Consider the following 20,706-nt stretch of genomic DNA (forward strand, 5'->3'; position numbering starts at 1 on the left):
GGTCCTGGACGACGGCAACTATGCCAACGGCGTCCAGTTCCTCTCAAAGTACGGAACCGGAAAGTGTTGGGCGTACTGGCTTACGCGGCGCGACCTTGGTCTCTCCAACGAGCTGGTATCTGTGGTCGCAGAGCAGGAAGTTTTGGCCGGCGACAGCGACCTCAAATCCGTTCTGGCGCTCTATGGAGCGAAGTGCCGGTAGTCGCGGGTTTCGCACCCGCTCCCGCTCCGCCGCAGCCATTGTCGGCGTATCCGTCTTTTACCTCCTCCAACAAGCGGTTGCGCTTCTTCAGTTCGCGCATTTTCAGCAGACTCTGCCGCTGCCGGGCCGGCTCCGGAATCTTTATATTCGGCGATGGTGATTCAGCGCTTCAGCGTCGTGACCGAAAGACCCAAAATCAGTTGCAATCTACGCCATCGGCCCCTCGCCCTTGCGGGCCACATCAATAACATCTTGGCGGAACTCCGCCCCATAGGGGATGAGAAAAAGTCGAACATCCATCGATAGGCCCGCGCGGCGTCCTGTAACGATCGTTCGTGAGAAACTTCAGCTCCGTTTTGTCTTACATCGGGCAGTAATGACAGAGGGAAACAGAATCGTGACGACGCAAGATCGGCCCCTGACTATGAAAGTCGAATCATCGGTTGGATTAGCAATGCCTCGCACAGGGCACCGGTTGTTGGAGCGGGGGAGTGGTGCCATCGTCGGGTATGCGCAGCCTCGGCAATCTGTTGGATGCCTTCGATTGCACTGGAATTGACCGCTCGGTTGAGACTGCGCGGACCGTGTCATTCTGACCCAGCCCTCCGCTGGGCACCAAGGGTCGGAGGGCGAAAAAGGAGGGTGTGTACAACGTACACACCCTAAGGCGTTGGACTGCATCGTTCTCGTTCGGTCTGGCTAGGATTCGGTAGCTGTTTTGGGCTTCCCTGCGTTTGCGGGGCGTGTCGGCTGGTTCGAGTCCCACCTTGGGCACCGTATTACCGCAGGTCAGAGGCATATTGAGCCTTGATCTGTTGACAAACCCACGATGTCTGTTGCAGTGCTTTGTCATTTTGTGCAGCCGGCTGGTTGTCAAGGGGCTGATTTAGCTGTGGTTCATTTAACCGTCCCGGAAATGATGCCGCGGCTGTTTTGACGAAGGTGGGCATGTTGGCCTCCCGCCAAAGTTCGGCGCGTGGCGAGCTGGTGGATTTTGAAGACGTCGACGTCTGCGGGCCTCCTGTGGCGGGCAGGACCATCCGAATAAGGTCGGATAATCTGGATGGTTGGACAAGGCTAGTACCGGATTGGTACCGTAGAGTATGGCCATGAATCTGCGGGTGCCCGAAGAGTTGGACCGAGAGCTGGAGAAGCTTGCTCTTGAGGAGCACACCTCGAAGTCTGCGCTGCTGCTTCAGGGTGCCGAGATGGTGCTGCAACGTCACCGTCGGCGTCGGGAGATCGCCGCGAGTATTGACTTCGTCAAGAGCCATGATGCGGAGCTGTTGTCCCGGCTTGCGGATGCATGACGCTGTATCTCGATATTGAGGATGCACTCCAAGTAGTCGACGGTTACGGCTTTCATATCAGAGACGTCGGCCTGCTGGCCTCTGCCCTTGCCCGTCCGGGGACCACTGTGCTGGGAACGGATGCTTATCCTGAACTGTCCAGGAAGGCGGCGGCATTGCTGGATTCGGTGGCCAGGTTTCACCCACTCTTGGACGGAAACAAGCGCACCGCATGGACATTGATGGTGTCTTTTCTGTGGATCAACGGCCATAAACACAATTTTTCCACGGATGAGGCGTTCGACCTTGTTCTGGGAGTGGCTGCCGGAAAAACTGGACTGGAAGAATCAGCGGCCATCATTGCATCCCATACCGTCCCACGGTAACCGGACGAGGTTGTGCGTTCAGCCTGTAAAAGGTACGGGCGAACCGAACCGGTAAACGCGTCGTTAGCGCTGTTCCCGCCGGGAACACTGTTTCTATGGGACTGCTTCGTATGGGTTGGTACTGGCCCGGAAATCCGGGGGACGTTCCTGCTTCCAGTGTTGGCACGGACGAAAATCCGATTCGAGTCCCACCTCGGTCACCGTATTACCGCAGGTCAGAGCCGTTTAGGCGCTTAACCTGCTGTTCCCACCGGGAACACTACATATGCAGCGAATTAGACGAGTATCCAGTGCCGATTTAGCCGTTGTGCAGTTGCCGCTCCTCCGATGGGGATTGGGTTGAAGTTTCCTTATACCTGTTCTTAGTGTTCCGTGGCCCGTGCAACGTGAGCTGGTGGCTGGTTTCGGCAGGTACTCTTTGGCTGTGGACAGCGCATTTTCCGGTGTGGACGTTGGGCAGAGAGTCGGTGGCATGGCCAGCATTGGGAAACGGTTGAAGGACGATTCACCTTCGTTCATAGTAATGTGGCGTGACCCGGCGGTGGCGACAGAGAGGAGTGTCCCGTCTGCCTCGGAGGCGTAGGCCATCGTCCTCAACCGTTTACTTGACGCAAAAGGGCAGTCCCTAGCCTTGGCGCAGGACGGGATCGTTACCAGCGAGCCGAATCCGGTGACGGTCGAGACGCCCTTCAGGAGCACGTTGGTGCCTCGCCAGGCGTTGCGACAGCAGGAGGCGTAGGTTCCAGCGTCTGTTGATCTGCGGGTTTCGCGGGCGATCGGTAGTGTCGCGACGACCACTTGAATTCGGCCCGCACAGCTCCGCCGCGTTCCAGGTCCGGGCACAGCGAACACCGTCACCGATTCAATGGGGGAGGTCGCTGTTTGCTGGGAGAACGCCGTGGCGGAGTCGTTCTTCTCGCATCAGGTGCACCAATACTCCGGCTGGTACCGGCACATCACCCTGTCCATGTTCGCCCACGCCTTCCTCAGCGTCATCCGCTCAAAAAAGGGGGCCACATTCAGGCTCCGAGCAACTGGCAAGACTCTCCCTGCCCGAAATCAGGCACCTCATCACCCGGATCGCCTGGCACCGGCAACCAGACCGCCACCACACCATCCGCTGCTCACTCTGGCGACGACAACACCAATACCGCGCCCAACAATGCCAATACAAAACACGCGGCCACACCCCACAAACGCGACTGTAGGACTAGGCGATGGTGTAGGAGTTCACCGGGCGGCCCGTGGTCCCGTAGTTGAGGTCAAGATGGACTAGCCCCTTGCGTTCCAGGGCGCCCAGGTAGCGCTGGGCCGTGGGCCGGCTGACGCCCAGCTGCTCGGCGATTTCGGCGGCACTGATGGGACCGCCCACGGCGCGGACGGCGTCGAGCACCTTCTGCATGGTGGGCTGCAGGCGCGGGGGAGGAGCCGCGGGGCGGGCCCCGGGCGCGTGCCGGGCGTTGTAGAGGCTGTCCACGGTCGCCTGGTTGGCGGTGGATGCGGCCTCGAGCTCGCGGCGCCAGCGCTGGTACGCCTCCAGCTGGATGCGCAGCTGGTCAAAGCTGAACGGCTTGACCAGGTAGTAGACGGCGCCGCTGCTCATGGCCGACCGGACGGTGGCCACGTCCCGGGCGGCCGTGATCACGATGCAGTCAACCTGGCTTCCGGCCGCCTGCAGGGAGCGCAGCAGGGACAGCCCGTCCTCGTCGGGCAGGTGAACGTCCAGCAGTAGCAGATCCGGCTTCAGCCGGGCAATGGCCTCCCGCGCAGAGGCCGCCGTGTAGGCCTCGCCCACGCATTCGAAGCCGTCAACCCTGGCCACGCGCGCCGCATGGATGCCGGCAACCCGGAAGTCGTCGTCGACCACCAGCGTCTTGATCAATGTTCGCCCCTCCCGTCCGGCCCCTCGGCGTCCGCCTTGGCCGGCAGCCACACCTCAAAGTTACCTCCCGGGCCGGGGAAAACGTCGAGCGTTCCCCCGGCCCGGCGGACGATCCGCGCCACCAGGGCCAGCCCGATGCCGCGGCGCATGCCCGGGCGCGGATCCTTCGTGGAATACCCGTCAACCGTCACGGCGTCGATCTTCTCCGCCGGCACCCCGGGGCCGCTGTCGCGGACGGCGATGAAGACGCCGTCCGCGTCGTCCAGCTGGACGCTGACCGTGCGCGGTCGCGGCGAGTTGGCCAGCGCGTCGACGGCGTTGTCCAGCAGGTTGCCCACGATGGTGAGCAGTTCCGCCTGGTCGACCGCCGGGTGCGCCAGCCGGGAGTCTGCCGTCACCTCGATCTGCACGTCCTGTTCGGCGGCCACCGTGATCTTTGCCAGCAGCAGGGCGGCCAGTTCCGGCGGCGCTATGCGTGAGCGCAGCCCCTCGCCCAGCGACCGGGACGAGGCGGATATTTGGGAGACATACGTTCTGGCCTGGTCCACATCGCCCAGTTCCAGCAGCCCGTCGACGACGTACAGGCGGTTGGCGTACTCATGCTCCAGCGCCCGCATGGCCTCCATCAGGCCCTGGACAGAGTGCAGGTCCCGCAGCAGCCCCTCAATCTCGGTGCGGTCCCGCAGCGTCACCACGGAGCCGATGCTGCGCCCGCCGATGGCCACCGGCATGCGGTTGACCACCAGCAGGGCATCCTCCGTCAGGGCCACCTGGTCGGCGCCGTCCAGGGTGCCGGTGAGCAGGTCCCGCAGCCGGCCGTCCGGGACCAGCGCGGCCACGGGCGTCCCCAGCGCCGTCCCCTCCACCTGGAGCAGCCGCCGCGCCTCCTCGTTGATCACCGTCACGCGCCCGTCATTGTCAAGGCCGACGACGGCCTCCCGGATGCCGTGCAGCAGGGCCTCGCGCTCCTGCAACAGAAAAGCGATCTCGGACGGTTCCAGGTTGAAGGTCACCCGCTTGATCCGGCGGGACAACAGCAGGGACCCGCCCACGCTCAGCAACAGCACCAGAGCCGAAAACCCGGTGATCAGCCAAATGTTTTGGGCCTGCTCGTCCTGGTCCTTGGTGTCCAGAATGCCCACGGACACCTGGCCGATCACGGAGCCGTCCGCGCCAAGGATCGGCGCTTTAGCGTTGGCGGAAAGGCCCAGGCTGCCCGGATCAAACCCCAGGTGCGTTTTCCCGTCCAGGACGGCAACGGGTTCCTCCAGCTTCCGACCGATCAACGCGGGGTTCGGATGGGAAAAGCGGACGCCGTTGCGGTCGGTGACCACCACGTAGGCGGGATTTGCTGCGGCCGTAATGCCCGCGGCCAGGCCGTCGATCACGTGCTGCGGATCCCCAGCCGCCAAGGCGGTGCGGATCTGCGGCATCGCGGCAGTGGTGGTGGCGATGCCCAGGGCGCGCAGCTGGTACTGGCGGTCAAGGGTCTTGTTGCTGACAAGGGTGAACAGGAACCCGCCCAGCACGACCGCGAGCACCAGGAGGGCGAGCACGCCGAGCAGTATCTGGGTGGTCAGCGTCATGGAACGGTGCTGGGTCCGGCGTGCCTTCGACACGAAGGTTCTGCTCACCGGCGCCGGCCTTCGGGCGGGGCGGGGAACCCGTTGCAGAAAACGCACAAAACGTGCACTTTCGCGGCTAAGTTGCACAACTTACTGAAGTCTTTTGGCACGAACCGTCACTTTCTAGGCTCTACATAGCTTATGTGATCCGACTCACCTATACGAACAAAAGCCAGGAAGGGAAACAGTGACAACGGTGTCAGACTTACACAGAAGGGGCGGCCCGCCCACGGATCTGGGCGGCGGCGGAGGCGGCGACGCCGGACGCATCGAAATCCACGGCCTGACCAAGCGCTACCTCACCCCGAAAGGGGAGACGTTCACGGCCATCAGCGACGTGACGCTCACCGTCGAACCGGGCGAATTTTGTGCGATCGTGGGGCCGACCGGCTGCGGCAAGTCCACCACGCTGGCCCAGGTCTCCGGCCTGGAACACCCGAGCGCCGGTTCCGTAAGCGTCGGCGGCCGTGTCGTCGACGGCATCACCCGCGGCGTCAGCTACATGTTCCAGGCCGACGCGCTCTTCCCCTGGAAGACGGTGCTCAACAACGTGTTGATTGGCCCGGTACTCCTCGGCACGCCCAAGCGGGAAGCAACCGAGCTCGCCATGGACTGGCTGCGCCGCGTTGGCCTGGCCGGCTTCGAGGACCGCTACCCGCACCAGCTCTCGGGCGGCATGCGCAAGCGCGTCGCCATGGCGGCCGCGCTGATCAACAATCCRCGGATCCTGTTGATGGATGAGCCCTTCGGAGCCCTCGACGTGCAGACGAAGGCCATCATGCAAAACGAGCTCCTGCAGCTCTGGGAGGGCCTGCGCCCCTCGGTGCTGTTCATCACCCACGACCTCGACGAGGCCGTGGCGCTCGCCGACAAGGTGGTCATCATGACCAGCAGCCCCGGCTCCATCAAGAATGTCTTTGACATCGACCTGCCCAGGCCGCGCGGCGATGTCCAGCAAATCCGGCACGAGGAGCGCTTCCTGGAGCTGCAGGGGCAGATCTGGTCGTCCCTGAAGGACGAGGTCACCCGGGCCTACGAGCAGACGGCAGGTGTGTCAGCATGACAGCAGCGATCAAGCACAGGGGAACCTACGCGGTGGAACAGCCGACGGACATCCAGGCCGAGGGCCGGCGGAGGGCCCGACGACGCACGTCGGCGATCTGGATCGGCCGCATCGCCTTGGCGGTCTTCGTGATCGGGGGCTGGCAGTGGTTTACGGCTGTCGGCTGGGTGGACAAGTTCTTCTTCGGCCAGCCGACGGAAGTCTGGAACAGCCTGGTCAAGCTCTTCACGGACGGCACCGCGTTCGGCTCCATTTGGGAGAACCTATGGATCACGGTGCAGGAGGCGATATTGGGCTTCCTGGTGGGGACGCTCGCCGGCGTCATTCTCGGCATCCTCCTGGGCTCCAACCGGTACCTCTCTGAAGTCGTCGGCCCCTACATACGGATCGTCAATTCAATTCCGCGCATCGTGCTCGGCTCGATCTTCATCGTTGCCTTTGGGCTCGGCATGGGCCCGAAGGTGCTGCTGGCCGCGGTGCTGGTCTTCTTCGTGGTGTTCTTCAACGCCTTCCAGGGCGTTCGCGAGGTGGACCAAAACCTGATCTCGAACGTGCGCGTTTTGGGTGCCTCGCCGTTTCAGGTCGCGATCAACGTGACCATCCCGTCCGCGATGACCTGGATCATTGCCAGCCTGCACACCGCATTCGGGTTCGCGATCATCGGCGCACTCGTCGCGGAGGTGCTCGGCGCCCAGCACGGGGTCGGGCTGATCATCAGCCAGGCACAGGGGACCTTCGACCCCAATACGGTCTTCGCCTGCATGGTGATCATCGCCGTGGTCACGCTCGGCGCGGAATACCTCATCAGCCTGCTGGAGAGTTCGCTGTTGAAGTGGCGGCCGCCGAGCCGATCCGAGGCCCAGGCGATCTGAGCACCGCGTTCCATTCACTGAATCAGGCAAGCGCCCGGACTTTCGGGATAAACAATAAGGAAAAATCATGATCAAGCACAAGATCTACGCTGCGGCGGCCGCCGGAACCATGGCGCTCAGCCTCGCTGCCTGCGGCCCCGGTGCCGCAAGCAGCACCAGCACCGGGGCCAGCGGCGGTGCCGCCTCCGTCCCCACAGTCAAAATGATGGTGGGCGGCATCGACAAGCAGATTTACCTGCCGTACGAACTCGCCCAGCAGCTGGGCTACTACAAGAAGTACGGCGTGAACGTGGAGCTTTCCACGGAGCAGAACGGCGGCGTCGGCGCCGAGGACGCCATGGCCTCCGGGCAGGTCGACATGGCCGGCGCCTGGTACGTCCACACGGTTGACTTCCAGTCCAAGGGCAAGGATGTCATCAACCTTGTCCAGCTGTCCGGCGCCCCCGGCGAACGCATCATGTGCGGCACGGACAGCGGTGTCCACTCGCCGGCGGACATCAAGGGCAAGACCATGGGCGTCACCGACCTGGGGTCCGGCACCGACGAGCTGACCCAGTTCGTCGCCTCCAAGGCCGGCGTCACCAAGAAGGATTACCACACGCTCGCCGTCGGCGCCGGTTCCACGGCCATCGCCGCCATCCAGCGCAAGTCCGCTGACTGCGTCATGACAACCCAGCCCACGGTCGGCGCCCTCGAGAGCAAGAAGCTCGCCTACACCGCGGTCGACCTGGCCACCTCGGCCGGTGCCACTAAGGCGCTCGGCGGCGACTGGCCCGCTGCCGGGGTCCTGGCCAACGCCAGCTGGGTGAAGGACCACGAGGACGCCGCCCAAAAGGTGGTGGACGCCCTGGTCGCGACGTTGCATTGGATCAACACGCACACCGCGGCGGACATCGCCGACAAGCTGCCGTCGTCGTACGTCCAGAACAGCACCATCAGCAAGGACCAGTACATTGCCGGCCTGACCACGGACAAGGGGCAGTTCCTGCCCGACGGGATCATGCCCGCCGGCGGCCCGAAGGTCATCTTCGCCATGGAGAAGGGCAACGGCGTGGACACTTCCAAGGTCAGCATTGAGGGCACGTTCACCAACAAGTACGCGCTGGCGGCGAACAAGCTGGAGGGCTTCACTACCACCACGACCCCTGCCGGTGCCGACGGGTAGCTGCGCCGGAGGGTAAAAAAGCAAATCACCGTGTTCCGTTCTGCGTGCCACTCCCACCGGGTGGTGCGCAGAACGGCGCCGTGCGCAAGGACGGCGGCGGGACGCCTCCTGCACGCCGCCGTCGACGCCGGCGGCGCCCTCGACGCGTTCGTGGTTCGCAAGGCGCAAAAGTCCTACGCCATGGGCCGCCAGGTGGAGGGCCTCGGCGTGGACGGGCGCGACGTCGTCGTCCTGGAGGACACGTCCACCACCAGAGGGGCCACGCCGACCGCCGTGGAGGGCGTGCGCAGGGCCGGCGGCAACATCAAGGCGGCCGCCGTGATCGTGGACCGGGACACGGGCGCAAAGGAACTGATTGAGTCCGAGGCCGGGGTTCCGTACCTGTTCGCCTTCGGCAAGGACGAGCTCGGCTTCGACTGACGTCGGGCCCCTCCCTGCCGGGCGCCGGCGGCCCCGGCGGCCGCGAACACTTGAAAGGACTGTTGTGTCGAAGCTTTACTTCCGCCATGGCGCCATGAATTCCGGCAAGTCGACCGGCCTGCTGCAGGTGGCCTTCAACTACGAGGAACGCGGGCGGCGGGTGCTGCTGGCGAATCCGGGCATCGACACGAAGGGGGCCGGGGAGATCGTCTCGCGGTTCGGCATGACACGCAGCGTGGACTTCCTGATCCAGCCCGGCGACGACGCCCGCGCCGGTGGGTAGAAGCGCCGATGACACTTCTGCCGATCGCCTATGTTTCCCTTCCAACGGTCGTGTATTTGTGTATGCTGTGTGAGACACAGTAATGTGTTGGGCATGAGGGACGAGTTCGACACGCACTTGCAGGAGCTCCGCCGCGGCACCGTGGTGCTTGCATGCCTGCGCTTGCTGCAGACGGTGGGCTACGGATACGGCCTGCTCAAGGATCTGGAGGGGCGCGGCTTCGATACCGACGCCAACACGCTTTACCCGCTGTTACGGCGCCTGGAGAAGCAGGGGTACCTCACGAGCGAGTGGAACACCGAGGAGGCGCGTCCGCGCAAGTTCTACCGTACCTCGGCAGACGGCATCCGGCTGGCCGACACCCTCCACCGAGAATGGCTCGCGCTCACCGACGCGATCGCCTCCCTTGCAGACGACACGTACACAGACGAGGAGCACTGACTTGACCACCGCGCTGACCGAACGGTACATTGCCGCCACCGTCAAGAGCCTGCCGCCCACCGCCCAAGACGACGTGCGGGCCGAGCTGGAGGCTTCCATCGCCGATGCCGTCGAGGCGCGCATCGAGCAGGGCGAGCAACGGGAAGAGGCCGAGCGCATCGTGCTCATCGAGCTCGGCGACCCCGCGGTGCTCGCGGCCGGCTACGCCGACCGCCCGCTACACCTAATCGGCCCGCGGTACTACCTCACCTGGTGGCGACTGCTGAAGCTGCTGCTAATCATCGTGCCGGTGTGTGTGGTCGGTGCCGTCGCGCTCGGGCAAGCGTTGGCGGATGCCCCGATCGGCGAGATCATTGGCCAGTCGATCGCCGCCGGGCTATCGGTCGTTTTTCACCTCTGCTTCTGGGTGACGCTCGTGTTCGTCATCCTCGACCGGACTGGCGCGGACACCGGGACCCACTGGAACCTCGACCTGCTCGCGGAACCGCAGCGGACAGGCACCGGCCGAACCGACCTGATCGTGTCGCTCGCGTTCCTTGGGCTGACCGCCGGCGCGATCCTGTGGGACCAGTTCCGCGGCTTCGTGCGCTCGGACGGCGAGGCGCTGCCGATGCTGAACCCCGACTTGTGGCCGTGGGCGATCGCGGGGCTGCTCGCCCTCCTCGGGCTGGAAATCGTGTTCGCCGTCGTCTTGTATCTGCGAGAACGCTGGAGCACTGCACTCGCCGTGGTCAACACTGCGCTGGCCGTACTGTTCGCTAGTTGGACGCTAACACTTCTGGGCCGCGGGCAGCTGGTGAACCCCGCGTTCCTCGATGTCGCGTTCCTCCAGAACGGCGTCGAGCAGGACGTGCTGCGCATCTTGGTCGTCCTCCTCGTCTTCGGGGTCGTCGGAATGTCGGCCTGGGACATCGTCGATGGCTGGCTCAAGAAGCGGCGCGATGCGCGCTGAACGATCATCGGGGTCTCCTGCGTGAACGCCGACGCGTCATCCTCACCGAACACCGACTCCACCGAGTAGTCGTGGGGAAGGTGTCGTAGTCGGCCTCCCGCAGCTCCACTCCTTCTCGCGCAGACTGTGGCCGCTGCTGCGGATTCGCCGATGCCACGTATCCAAGGAATACGCCATGCCACCGTTTTTCGGATGGCAGCCCCTGTCCGCAAGCGAAACGGTGCCGGGGTTACGTGCGGCAGGTGGGCGTGTCACACAATGTAGTTGCCCAGAGTCTCGAGGATGCCAGGGAAGCCCACCTCGCGGTTCGGCCCGTCGGCCCAGAACTGGTCGAAGAAGACTCCGTGCTCGACGTGCGTGAACCGGGTGCCCTCGTCGATCGGCTCGAACTCGAAAGACGCCACCGACGTCGACATGTGGACTTCGTCGAGCCACATGTCGTAGGTGTTGACGATGCGGACGTGCTCGACGATGTCGGTGTACGTGGCCTCGAACCGCGACACCGGACCGTCATGAAACCTCCCCTCGGCGACGTCATGTCCACTGACCGGAAGTCGAACGCCCACTCGCCCGTCTCGAAGGCGTCGCCAGCTCCGAACCACTCTAGCTTCTGGTCCTCCTTGGCACACGCGTCCCAGACGCGCTCGAGGGCAACGGGGTAGTCCCGGGTCCGGGTAAACCCCGCGCGAGCGAGTTGGCGTTCGATCGTCATGAATTCGTCCTATCGCGCGAAGTTGACGTGGATGGTGCCGCTCTCGGCCACTTCCGTCGTCACCGCGTGAGTGAGCTCCAGCCCGCGCAGGTCATCCCACAGCCGGGTCCCCCGGCCGAGGATGATCGGGGCGATCATGAGGTGCAAATGGTCGACCAGCCCGGCAAGCAGGAACTCGCGCGCGGTGCGGATCCCCCCGCCGACACGCACATCCATCCCGCCGGCAGCCTCGGTCGCCTCGGCGAGCACTTCCTCGATGGCGGTGTTGCGGAAATGGAAGGTCGTTCCGCCCTCCATCGGGATCGACGGACGCGGTGCCTTGTGGGTGAGCACGTAGACCGGGGTGTGGAACGGCGGCCGGTCGCCCCACCATCCCTTCCAGTTCACATCGTCGGGGAAGGAGTGCAGGCCGAACATCGCCGCGCCCATGATCTCGGCACCGACGCCCTCGAAGAAGGCGGCGGCGTAACTCTCGTCGAGGCCGGTCGTGCCCGTTCCGCTGGTGTCACCGAAGACCATTTCGCGGAACGTGCGGGTTGCGGCATAGGYGGCAGTGAGGCGCTCCCAATCCTCGCCCATCGGACTTTCGGGAGTCGGCTCGGCCGTCGCGGCATAGCCATCCAGCGAGAGGAACAGGTCGATGCGAACGCGTGTCATATCAGGCTTCCTTCGGTGTGGTGCGGGTCAGGTGGATGCCGAGCCGGTCGGCTTGGCGTTCTGGGGGGGGGCATTGCTCGCCGAGCCACAGGTGCAGCACGTCAAGGGCGCCCGGTTTCAAGCTCACGGTGCGAACGCGTCCATTCTTCTGCGACATGACCAGTCCCGCGTTCTCCAGCACACGCAGGTGCTGCATGAGCGACGGCAACGCCATCGAAAATGGTGCCGCGAGTTCGGACACAACGGCGGGAGACTTCGCCAACCGCTGCACGACGGCCCGGCGCGTCGGATCTGCGAGAGCACGGAGCACGACGTCGACCTCGTCGTAATACTTAGGCACATACCTAATGATTAATGAAGGGCACGGTTTCGTCAATCAGCCCACGCAAGGCACGTGTCTAACCTTTGAAGAGTGCCCGGAACCGATACCCAACAGGTCACTGGGTCACGCAATTGTTGGACTTTCGTCGCGTGGAGGGCGCTCAATGACCCCTCAGCTGCGACGTTTCGTGCCTCCGTTCCCTGATATGGATTGATGGGGCGTTGGCATCGCACTAACTGCGCAACATCGGCCTCGGCAGGGAGAGCGATGGGGAAGGCTGGCAGCGTTCCTATACTTGGATGGGCATGTGCGCCTACCAGGTCACGAAAAACATGCCACGGGTCGTAGCGGAATCCGTCCCTTGGCGAACACGGGAAAGCCGAAGTCTCGTGCTTCGTGCACGTCCCGGCCGGCGCCGTCGGCCATGACGCCCCGCACGCTGCTCAGGGAGGCGCCCAGGCTGAGCAACCCGCCCCCACAGGAGACAACGGTGCGGCCCGCATTGGCCACCACGATCACGTTGCTGCCGTTAGCAGCGACGACGGCGCTCGCTCCGATGTGGGCTCCGGACGGGCCGGGGGAGCAGGGAACTCCGGATTACCTTTCCCAAGCACCTCTCCAGTTTGCGATCTACAAGGTTGTTCCGTCGGGAACATTTCTTCTCTTGTACTGTTCTCGACTAGTCCGTACTGGGCCGAAACCCGGGGGACGTTCCTGCTTCCTAGTGTTGGCTCGGACGAATATCCGGTTCGAGTCCCACCTCGGGCACCGTATTACCGCAGGTCAGAGGCTGTTTGCCCTTCAAGGTGTGTACAAAACCACGGAATCTGTTCTCATGGTGGCTCTTCTTATGCAGCGGGCCGGTTGTCCAGGGCTGGTTTAGCGGTGGTTCAGGGGCCGCTCCTCCGTGGCTTGGATCGAACCTTCCTTACAGCTGTTCATGGTGTTCCGGCGCCTTCACGACGTGAGTGGGGGAGCCTGATCTGGCGGAATTTTGGTTTTGGTAGGAGTGAGGCCTCCGGTGCTCTGGACGCAGTGGGTGTTGAGGCGGCCTTCCTACGTTCGTCGGGAGCGTGGTTCTGATCGCCGTCGGCACCGGGCTGGGCCTGGCATGGTTCGCTTTGCGGATTGATTTCTTTTTCGGATGTTCAAGGTGGCGGGGCGAACCCCGGATAGTGGAGCCCGACAAGGCGTCAGCGCTTGAGTGTCTTAATCTTGACGATCTGCCGTCGGGCTCTCCGGGATAGCTGGGGCCTGAAACTCGATCCCGTTTACAGGCTCCTCTGTTTGGTTCATAGTCGAGGTATGAGAGTGGCTGGAATTCTCCCGGAAGACGCCCCCGATCCTCGTGCCGAATGGGCCGAAAGTCTGAAACTCATGCCCATTCCAGTGATGGGGCTCATGCCCCAACGGGCGTTGGAGGATTCGGGCAGCGTCGGTGTGAGCTTCGGCCTAGATGATCGTGGGTATCGCGAAATGACGGCGAGCATCACCTATACGCTCTGGCGAAATCCGGATGACCGTTCAGACCCGATAAACCTCGCAGACATCGACGAGAAGACACGCAGGACGATCGAGGAAGTTCCGCCATGGCCGAGGCCTCCCTGGCTGATCGAGCAGGTGGAGCGACTGCGCTACCCGCAGCTATGGGAGGCCGTGCGAACCACCTGGCACCGCGTTCCATCCGAACGTTCTTCGGTCCGAAGCATACTGGCTGACCATGTTAGCCACATCCTCATGAACTTGTACCGACAGGAGCTTTGGCCGGGCGGTAATCCGTGGGACCAGCATGCACCCGTAGTAACCGGTCGGATGGTCAACGGCCAGGCCAGGACTGTCATCAACGGAGTCGACGTGCCGGGTGCGGAGGTTGATGCGGACCCGTTCGTGTACGGCATCGGAGCCCAACTGGCAGCGGGCGGCGTCGTAACCGCCGTGCTTCCACGCACTGAGCTCAAGCGCATCCAGGTTCAGTTCACGACCCGGACCTAACGACCACACCCCAGCGTCCGTAAACCCAACGTTCAGCGGAACTGTTCCCTAGGCACGCCTCTGCGCACGACACATGCAACGATTGACCCCCGGAACGTACTTCTCTTGACGACTACGTCGCGGTCGGCGCTCAACGGGCGTTCCTGATCGATAATCTGGTGACATGCCCATCAAAACAAACGGTGCCACGCGCTCACCTGTAGTGGCAGCTTGTGTGGCGCTTTTGGGCTTGCTCGTACTTTGGATGGCGCAGCCGTTCCTGCCAAGTTGGGCCTGTGCGGCCGGTCATCCGGGTGGGTGCCCTCCGCAGCTGCTGCCTGTTCGTGCATCGCTGATTAGCGCAGGCATACTTTCCTTGCTGCTCGCCGCCCTCATCATCGGGCTGTTGTTTCGGCCCAGAGTAAACCCGTGGTTGGGCGGTTGGTCCCGATGCACCGTCATCGCCGTGCCGGTAGTCCTGCTCCTGACAGTCGTCGCCCACTTCCTGATACCGCAGCCTTGATTCGCGCTTGTTTGGTTCGGATTGCCGGCGCGGATGTTAAAACACTGTGCCGAAAGCCGAACCTTCAGTAGCACATTATCCTGGCGAGACCCGTCAATGCCGTGACAGCAGGAGACGGCGTTCAGCCCCAAGTATCTGGTTCCTCGTCCTCTTCCAGGCTCTTTCGAATCCAACGCGAACCTGGGCCTTCAGCTGCCGCCTCGTCTTGGGGATTGAAGAGGTGACACTTCTTGAGGGAGAGGCAACCGCAGCCGATGCATTCATCGAGTGATCCTTGAAGTTTTTCCAACTGGCGGATTCTCCGTGCCACCACAAGCGCCCAGTGCGTGCTGAGCTGATGCCACTGGTCCTGAGTCGGTGCCCTGTCTGGGGGGAGTTCGGCCAGTGCTTCGGCTATCTCAGCCAGGGTGAGGCCTACTCGTTGTCCTGCAGCAATGACGGCCAACCGCCGCAGGGTGTAGCGGCGAAAGACACGCTTGTTGCCTGCGGTTCGTTCAGAGGTGATCAGGTTTCGAGATTCGTAATACCTCACGGCGGGTACCGACAAACCCGCCCTGCTCGCAATTTCACCGATGGGCAGCAGGCTCCTGGATGTGACGGTGGTCATGCGCTCATATTTCCATGCCGCAAGCTTGACCTCAAGTTAGCTTTACCTAGTTCCATGGGGAATACGCCCTCGAACACAAGGAAGATCATGACTGCCACATTGATCCATAACGAACGCGAAGCCACCACTGCAGGGGATCGGGAGCAAGCTTCAGTGCAGCTTGCAAACTTCGCCCGTGAACAACGCCAAAGATTGAGGCTACTGAGGAAACAGCTCCGCGAGGGAAGAGACGCAAGCCGAACAGCGAGCATCCCACGGCCGCACGAATCAGCCCGGTACCTTTTGGCCGGAAGTTTTGGCTCGAGAATCATCTGAACGACGAAATTCATCCTGCAGAACCCATTTCTAAGAGAAGGCATTTCGAGCATGAAAATCCTCAAGGTATCCATCACCGTACGAGACCTCGCGAAAGCGGTGCAGTTCTACCGCGACGTTCTGCTGCTACCGGTCGAAGCGAGTACCGCCGGTGCGGAGGTCACCATTGGCTCAAGCCGACTAACGCTGACCACCGGGGGCAGTTTCGACGGTGCCCATCACCTCGCCTTCGGAATCCTTCCGTCGGAGTTTGAACTGGCCCACGAATGGCTGGCCCCTCGCGTCTCTATACTGAAGGCAGACGGCTCGGAAGTCATCTTCGGTTCGGATGATTGGAGATCTCGTTCGTTGTATTTCTTGGGCCCCGAGGGCATCATCTTGGAGTTCATCGCCCGGGAGGCTGATGCGTCCACGGTCCCCGGCCAGGGCGAAAACCCGCGAATGTTGTCGATCAGTGAAGTTGGCATTGGCGTGGAAGACGTGCTGGCCACCGTCGCAACGCTGGCCGAAGAGTTGGCCATCCCCCACTATTACGATCTCTCCAGCACCTTCGCATCAATGGGAAGCCATGATGGCCTCCTCATCGTTGTACATCACGAACGGCCCTGGTTCCCCACCAAGTCATCTCAACCGGCCCGCGGGCCCCTCACTGTTCAGATCGAATCACCAGCGAGGAAATCTCGGGTGAATCTCAGCTCGAGGATCTCAATAGTCACCGGATAACTAAGGCCGTGGCCCGACTCCTCCTACATCGAATAACGACCTATTAGAAGGCTCCTTGTAAACACCGGCAAATCGTCGGGACTGCCCCGGGTTTCGCTAACTCTCGCCACCATGGGTCTCGGGCTCCGCACCTAGATGAATTGACCGGGCAAGGAAGTTCCTATCACGGTCAGATTAGCAGCCGCCATGGCCATTGCAGTCCTGAACGTAGTGAACAGGATTAGGCCGACAAATGGCGATCCAGCAAGGAGAATCGACCGCTCATATCAAATGCCCCAATATAGGTTGGCGATCAGCCCGGCGTGTGCCACGAGTTATAGCTTGCGTCAAGGATGTTATTCGGTGCATCGGCACCTTGGAGTATTGGACCGGGTGTTGCCGTTGGTGAACGGCATTGTTGGAATATGTCGCGGCAGGAGGGAAGCCACACCTTTTGCTTGCTTCAGCCCAGCAGTTGGGCAAAAAGTTCCACCTTCTCCGTGAAAAAAACCATGGAAATCAGCGCCGCAACTGCGAGTCCGTAGCCGGTCAAAAGGGCGACGATGGCCAGCCAGCGGCCCCGCTCTTCCTTGAGCCAGATCTCGCCGAGAGACACGTGCCCAGCTACGACGGCCAGCACGGCGAGGGCCCATATCCCAGTAAGGATGGAAATAGTCGTCGCCAGAGCGGCTAGGACAAGTGAAGCTAGTGCCAGACGGTTCCAGCGCGTGCCTTGGCGCAATTGCAGGGCGGATAATTCCATGAGGCTTCCCTTCATGCCATTGCCAAGATTCTAGCTCTGCCCACGAAGAACGAGGATGGTCCAGGCAGGCGCCATGGACCGGTCCACGCTAACGACTTGCTTCTGAGGAAGCGGATGCATCCGGCATATCGTTCGGTTTACGGGCGAGTTATCTGGTTGAGCGTTGACTCAAGCGGCCTCGCGCCTTGCATGCCCACAGGCCATCCCGGCTAGGTACGCAGGGAGACGACTCGACGACGACGCCGGGCCTGGCGCCTCGCCGATAGCAGCCTTTAGCGTGTGAAGGTGAAGAAGGTGACGGGCGAAGGGGTGGCGCCCTGGGCTCGGTAGAATTCGAGAGCGTTTTCATCCTCATTGTCGGCCGGGACAAATATCTCGTGGATGCCGACCAGTGCCGCGGCGGTACGCAATTCGAACACCAGGCGGGTTGCCACGCCTTGCCTCTGGCGATCCTCTCGGACCGCAAGATCATAAATAAACACCTCCGACGACGGGGATCGCGTCATTGGCAGTGTGTGGGCAGTGAGGCCGCCGACGATGTCCGCGCCGTCGAACGCTGCGAAGGCCCAGAAGGAATCACGCCCGAGAAGCCTGTTGACGTATTCGTCGGAGAGAGGCTCGCTACCTTCTCCAAAGACCGCGGCCATCATCGCAAACATGACGACGGCCACCGCCTCGTCACCGCGGACCAGTCGCCTAACTTCGAGATTGCTCATTGCAAGATCATGCCTTGACCGTCAGATTGTGGCCAGAGGCCAATATACGGAAGGAGCGCCGTTGTTCCTTACTCTGGTCCAGCCGTGTCCGGCGTTAGTGCGCGCGTCCTAAACTTGCTCGAGATGACGGGACCGATGGCGAATGCCAACAGTCCCCGGCCCGGTCCGGTTTCATCTCGGTGGTATTTGGCAACCCCTAAGACATTGTCAAGACTGTGGTCACAAACGCAGAGTTGTCGCCAACTTCGGCCTTTTCGTTGGCCAATGAATGGATCCGATTAGTCGCGGAAATTGGGCGGTTTCGGCACCGCGCCGATCGTGTCGCCGGACCATCAAGTGGCCGACTCTCTAAACATTGCGGATTTGCTGGACCACTTCCATGTGCTCGGTGTCAGCGTTCACGCAGATCATGCACGACTGGGTCCTTCAGCCGATCGGCATGAACGCGCTCATCCACCGGCCCAGCGTGGCCTCGTTGATCCTGAGCTCGCGGGCGACGGTTGCGACCGCTATGCCGGTGGTCAAAACCAGCTTCACGGCCTCGTCTTTGTAATCAGGAGTGAACTCAAGATGTGAGCTTGTCATAGGGAACCCTCTCGCTTGTGAGTGTCCACTCGAGGGCGTCAGGGCCGCTCCGCCGGGGATTCGAGGTGTTGAGGCCAGCCATCCATGTATACTGCGAGCGGAACTGCGTCGTGCCAGCTTCCTTCCATTGTCACTATGGCGGGAGCCACATGCGTAGAGCAGTCACTGCCCTTGCCACCGTCGTACTCGTGGCGGCAACAGCCATGGCGCCGTTCCCGGCTCCCGCATCGGCCGCAATGATGGGTGAGGTCCCGGCGACTCTTCATGTTGCCACGAATGGAAGTGACCAGTCTCTGTGTGGCGCGATCGACGTGCCATGCCGCACCGTCAGCGGCGGTGTGACTCGCGCGCAGGATGCAATCGCGGAGGGCGTGGCGGATGTCATCGTGCACATCGCCGCCGGCACATACAACGAGAATGTGGTCATCGAGGCGGTCGCCGACGGGCACAGTTTGAGCTTGATCGGCGATTCGGCGCCCACCACCGCGATCGCAGGCCTCGGAGACGCGAGCGTCATCACTGTTGACAGCGGGGTAGTCAATATCGCGGGGCTGTCGATCACCGGCGGTTACGCGCCCAGCGGTGGCGGGATTCACAACACCACGGGCGTGCTGACGATCTCCGATGCCGCGGTGACGGGCAATACCGCAACCGCATCCACCACGCTCACGGGTGGGGGCGGGATCTACAATGGCAACGGCACAGTGAGAATCTCCGACTCCACCGTGTCGAGCAATGCTGCAACGGGTACCGGTAATACCGCCGCTTCCGGGGGCGGCGGTGGCATCTACAACGGCACCGGCACACTGACGATTTCTGATTCAGCTGTGTCGGGCAATACCACAGCTGCGTCCGGCTCGTTAAAGGGCGGCGGCGGCATCTACAACGCCACCGGCACACTGGAGATTCTCCAATCCGAGGTCTCGAACAATACATCGACCGGCACTGGCAACGCCGGCGGCATCTTCGGTCTTGGCGGTGGGACTGTCACGATCGCTGACTCCACCGTGTCGAACAACACCGCCAGCTACTACGTGGGCGGCATCAACAGCCGTGGCCTGCTATCGATCACCCGCTCCACCGTTTCGGACAACACCACCGAACGGAACTACGGCGGCGGCATCTCGAATTACGGCGGCACACTGATTTTGGCCGACTCAACGATGTCGGGCAACTCAGCGATGGGTGCAAACACGGGCAAGGGCGGTGCGATCTACAACAGAGGGCCTGCGACGGTGATCAATTCGACGCTGTACGGTAACTCAGCGACCTTCGGCGGCGGCATCTCCAATGTCGCCAGCGGTGCGCTCACGGTGACCAACTCCACGCTGGCCGACAATACGGCGACGAGGGAGGGCGGGGGTTACCGCTGGGAGGGTGGCACGATCACCATCTCCAAGACCATCCTGTCCGCGTCGACGTGCACCGCCAACTCGGTGACCCTCGATGGTGGCTACAACGTGAGCGATAGCTGCACCTTTTACGTGCCGAGTGGCACCAGCATCAGTGGCAGCACCACGATCGGGCTGGCGCCGTTAGCGACGAATGGCTCGACTGGCCCGCAGACGATGGCGATTGATTCCAGCAGTTCCGCGCATCATCTGGTACCGGGATGCACCGGCACCGACGCGCGGGGCATGGCACGACCAGGGTTCGGAGGGACGGCCAACTGCGACGCCGGCGCATACGAGTTGCTGGGCGTCGCTCCAACGGTGACCACTCATCCGCAGTCGCAGACTCTCGCAATCTCCTCCGATGCAACGTTCAGCGCGGCAGCGTCGGGTACCCCGACCCCGACAGTGCAGTGGCAGGCGAACACGGGCACCGCATGGGCGGATATTTCTGGTGCCACATCGACCACGCTTACTCTCACGGACGTGACGCACGCGATGAGCGGCACCGTGTACCGGGCGGTTTTCACCAACGGGGTTGCGACTGGCGCGACCACTGCCGACGCGACCCTCACCGTCACCGCCGGCGCCCTGCACCACCTGGTGCTCGCCCCCGCTACAGGGACGATCGTGGCCGGTGGCACCCGGGCGTTCACAGCGGAGGGCTTCGACTCCTTCGGCAACTCTTTGGGCGATGTCACCGCCGTCACCGAGTTCACCGGTCCCGCCGGCATCACCTGCGAGGAYGCCGTCTGCACGACAACAACCCCGGGCAGCTACACCGTGACCGGCACGAACGGCACCGCCACCGGTACCGCGACCCTCACCGTCACCGCCGGCGCCCTGCACCACCTGGTGCTCG

The 20,706-nt window shown here is 62.7% G+C and carries 20 protein-coding genes and 4 pseudogenes; 13 read left to right on the forward strand and 11 right to left on the reverse strand.

Annotated elements, in window-relative coordinates; translation table 11 throughout:
• Positions 1–202 (forward strand): annotated as a pseudogene (locus AB4Y80_RS15730) (hypothetical protein); the annotation flags it as partial.
• Between the two features lie 61 nt (positions 203–263).
• Here the strand turns inward: AB4Y80_RS15730 and AB4Y80_RS15735 are convergent.
• Positions 264–502 (reverse strand): annotated as a pseudogene (locus AB4Y80_RS15735) (hypothetical protein); the annotation flags it as partial.
• 803 nt (positions 503–1,305) lie between these two features.
• On the opposite strand from AB4Y80_RS15735, the gene AB4Y80_RS15740 reads away from it, so the two are divergent.
• Both AB4Y80_RS15740 and AB4Y80_RS15745 read left to right on the forward strand, forming a co-directional pair.
• On the forward strand, positions 1,306–1,512 hold the full coding sequence (locus tag AB4Y80_RS15740) for a hypothetical protein (RefSeq protein ID WP_442215286.1): 207 nt from the start codon (positions 1,306–1,308) through the stop codon (positions 1,510–1,512).
• On the forward strand, positions 1,509–1,877 hold the full coding sequence (locus AB4Y80_RS15745) for a type II toxin-antitoxin system death-on-curing family toxin (protein ID WP_442215287.1): 369 nt from the start codon (positions 1,509–1,511) through the stop codon (positions 1,875–1,877). Before AB4Y80_RS15740 ends, AB4Y80_RS15745 begins: the two co-directional genes overlap by 4 nt.
• Before the next feature lie 1,210 nt (positions 1,878–3,087).
• Here the strand turns inward: AB4Y80_RS15745 and AB4Y80_RS15750 are convergent.
• Entirely contained in the window at positions 3,088–3,759 is a 672-nt protein-coding gene (locus AB4Y80_RS15750; RefSeq protein WP_442215288.1) for a response regulator, read from the reverse strand.
• Positions 3,756–5,393, reverse strand: a complete 1,638-nt coding sequence (locus tag AB4Y80_RS15755) for an ATP-binding protein (RefSeq protein WP_442215289.1) — start codon at positions 5,391–5,393, stop codon at positions 3,756–3,758. The genes AB4Y80_RS15750 and AB4Y80_RS15755 overlap by 4 nt, the downstream gene beginning before the upstream one ends.
• 178 nt (positions 5,394–5,571) lie before the next feature.
• Between AB4Y80_RS15755 and AB4Y80_RS15760 the strand changes: the two genes are divergently transcribed.
• From AB4Y80_RS15760 to AB4Y80_RS15790, 7 genes and pseudogenes are all read left to right on the forward strand, one after another.
• Entirely contained in the window at positions 5,572–6,447 is an 876-nt protein-coding gene (locus AB4Y80_RS15760) for an ABC transporter ATP-binding protein (protein ID WP_442215290.1), read from the forward strand.
• Positions 6,444–7,319 (forward strand): ABC transporter permease, encoded by an 876-nt coding sequence (locus AB4Y80_RS15765; RefSeq protein WP_442215291.1) that lies wholly within the window; start codon positions 6,444–6,446, stop codon positions 7,317–7,319. The genes AB4Y80_RS15760 and AB4Y80_RS15765 overlap by 4 nt, the downstream gene beginning before the upstream one ends.
• A 67-nt stretch (positions 7,320–7,386) precedes the next feature.
• On the forward strand, positions 7,387–8,484 hold the full coding sequence (locus AB4Y80_RS15770; protein WP_442215292.1) for an ABC transporter substrate-binding protein: 1,098 nt from the start codon (positions 7,387–7,389) through the stop codon (positions 8,482–8,484).
• 105 nt (positions 8,485–8,589) lie between these two features.
• Positions 8,590–8,904: pseudogene (locus AB4Y80_RS15775) on the forward strand (orotate phosphoribosyltransferase); the annotation flags it as partial.
• 64 nt (positions 8,905–8,968) lie between these two features.
• A pseudogene (locus tag AB4Y80_RS15780) lies at positions 8,969–9,175 on the forward strand (thymidine kinase); the annotation flags it as partial.
• Between the two features lie 105 nt (positions 9,176–9,280).
• Positions 9,281–9,628: a PadR family transcriptional regulator gene (locus tag AB4Y80_RS15785; RefSeq protein ID WP_442215304.1), complete on the forward strand. Its 348-nt coding sequence runs from the start codon at positions 9,281–9,283 to the stop codon at positions 9,626–9,628.
• A 1-nt stretch (position 9,629) separates the two neighbouring features.
• Entirely contained in the window at positions 9,630–10,580 is a 951-nt protein-coding gene (locus AB4Y80_RS15790) for a permease prefix domain 1-containing protein (protein WP_442215293.1), read from the forward strand.
• A 251-nt stretch (positions 10,581–10,831) separates the two neighbouring features.
• Here the strand turns inward: AB4Y80_RS15790 and AB4Y80_RS15795 are convergent, their stop codons facing one another.
• From AB4Y80_RS15795 to AB4Y80_RS15810, 4 genes are all read right to left on the reverse strand, one after another.
• Positions 10,832–11,209, reverse strand: coding sequence for an SRPBCC domain-containing protein (locus AB4Y80_RS15795; protein WP_442215294.1), 378 nt, complete (start codon positions 11,207–11,209; stop codon positions 10,832–10,834).
• 92 nt (positions 11,210–11,301) lie between these two features.
• Entirely contained in the window at positions 11,302–11,949 is a 648-nt protein-coding gene (locus AB4Y80_RS15800; protein WP_442215295.1) for a dihydrofolate reductase family protein, read from the reverse strand.
• A 1-nt stretch (position 11,950) separates the two neighbouring features.
• Positions 11,951–12,289 carry an ArsR/SmtB family transcription factor gene (locus AB4Y80_RS15805; protein WP_442215296.1) on the reverse strand — a complete coding sequence of 113 codons (339 nt, stop codon included), beginning with the start codon at positions 12,287–12,289 and terminating at the stop codon, positions 11,951–11,953.
• 303 nt (positions 12,290–12,592) lie between these two features.
• Positions 12,593–12,829 carry a hypothetical protein gene (locus tag AB4Y80_RS15810; RefSeq protein ID WP_442215305.1) on the reverse strand — a complete coding sequence of 79 codons (237 nt, stop codon included), beginning with the start codon at positions 12,827–12,829 and terminating at the stop codon, positions 12,593–12,595.
• 747 nt (positions 12,830–13,576) lie between these two features.
• Here AB4Y80_RS15810 and AB4Y80_RS15815 point away from each other — a divergent pair.
• Positions 13,577–14,263, forward strand: coding sequence for a hypothetical protein (locus tag AB4Y80_RS15815; RefSeq protein WP_442215297.1), 687 nt, complete (start codon positions 13,577–13,579; stop codon positions 14,261–14,263).
• A gap of 623 nt (positions 14,264–14,886) precedes the next feature.
• Here the strand turns inward: AB4Y80_RS15815 and soxR are convergent.
• Entirely contained in the window at positions 14,887–15,372 is a 486-nt protein-coding gene (gene soxR / locus AB4Y80_RS15820) for a redox-sensitive transcriptional activator SoxR (protein WP_442215298.1), read from the reverse strand.
• A 366-nt stretch (positions 15,373–15,738) separates the two neighbouring features.
• Between soxR and AB4Y80_RS15825 the strand changes: the two genes are divergently transcribed.
• Positions 15,739–16,410 carry a VOC family protein gene (locus AB4Y80_RS15825; protein ID WP_442215299.1) on the forward strand — a complete coding sequence of 224 codons (672 nt, stop codon included), beginning with the start codon at positions 15,739–15,741 and terminating at the stop codon, positions 16,408–16,410.
• 442 nt (positions 16,411–16,852) lie between these two features.
• Here the strand turns inward: AB4Y80_RS15825 and AB4Y80_RS15830 are convergent, their stop codons facing one another.
• The 3 genes from AB4Y80_RS15830 to AB4Y80_RS15840 form a co-directional block, all read right to left on the reverse strand.
• Positions 16,853–17,152 (reverse strand): hypothetical protein, encoded by a 300-nt coding sequence (locus tag AB4Y80_RS15830; RefSeq protein ID WP_442215300.1) that lies wholly within the window; start codon positions 17,150–17,152, stop codon positions 16,853–16,855.
• 272 nt (positions 17,153–17,424) lie between these two features.
• Entirely contained in the window at positions 17,425–17,868 is a 444-nt protein-coding gene (locus AB4Y80_RS15835) for a GNAT family N-acetyltransferase (RefSeq protein ID WP_442215301.1), read from the reverse strand.
• A gap of 426 nt (positions 17,869–18,294) precedes the next feature.
• The gene (locus tag AB4Y80_RS15840; protein ID WP_442215302.1) at positions 18,295–18,453 is read right to left on the reverse strand and encodes a transposase; all 159 of its coding nucleotides are present in this window, start codon (positions 18,451–18,453) and stop codon (positions 18,295–18,297) included.
• Between the two features lie 338 nt (positions 18,454–18,791).
• Between AB4Y80_RS15840 and AB4Y80_RS15845 the strand changes: the two genes are divergently transcribed.
• A partial coding sequence (locus tag AB4Y80_RS15845; protein ID WP_442215303.1) for a beta strand repeat-containing protein occupies positions 18,792–20,706 on the forward strand: 1,915 nt, incomplete at its 3' end.

This window comes from Specibacter sp. RAF43, from assembly GCF_052114065.1.
Lineage (GTDB): Bacteria > Actinomycetota > Actinomycetes > Actinomycetales > Micrococcaceae > Specibacter.

Excerpts from the sequence above, each read along its gene's own strand:
- AB4Y80_RS15740 (WP_442215286.1), top strand. The coding sequence starts at position 1,306 with ATGGCCATGAATCTGCGGGTGCCCGAAGAGTTGGACCGAGAGCTGGAG.
- AB4Y80_RS15745 (WP_442215287.1), top strand. The coding sequence starts at position 1,509 with ATGACGCTGTATCTCGATATTGAGGATGCACTCCAAGTAGTCGACGGT.
- AB4Y80_RS15765 (WP_442215291.1), top strand. The coding sequence starts at position 6,444 with ATGACAGCAGCGATCAAGCACAGGGGAACCTACGCGGTGGAACAGCCG.
- AB4Y80_RS15770 (WP_442215292.1), top strand. The coding sequence starts at position 7,387 with ATGATCAAGCACAAGATCTACGCTGCGGCGGCCGCCGGAACCATGGCG.
- AB4Y80_RS15785 (WP_442215304.1), top strand. The coding sequence starts at position 9,281 with ATGAGGGACGAGTTCGACACGCACTTGCAGGAGCTCCGCCGCGGCACC.
- AB4Y80_RS15815 (WP_442215297.1), top strand. The coding sequence starts at position 13,577 with ATGAGAGTGGCTGGAATTCTCCCGGAAGACGCCCCCGATCCTCGTGCC.
- soxR (WP_442215298.1), bottom strand. The coding sequence starts at position 15,372 with ATGACCACCGTCACATCCAGGAGCCTGCTGCCCATCGGTGAAATTGCG.
- AB4Y80_RS15825 (WP_442215299.1), top strand. The coding sequence starts at position 15,739 with ATGAAAATCCTCAAGGTATCCATCACCGTACGAGACCTCGCGAAAGCG.
- AB4Y80_RS15830 (WP_442215300.1), bottom strand. The coding sequence starts at position 17,152 with ATGGAATTATCCGCCCTGCAATTGCGCCAAGGCACGCGCTGGAACCGT.
- AB4Y80_RS15835 (WP_442215301.1), bottom strand. The coding sequence starts at position 17,868 with ATGAGCAATCTCGAAGTTAGGCGACTGGTCCGCGGTGACGAGGCGGTG.
- AB4Y80_RS15840 (WP_442215302.1), bottom strand. The coding sequence starts at position 18,453 with ATGACAAGCTCACATCTTGAGTTCACTCCTGATTACAAAGACGAGGCC.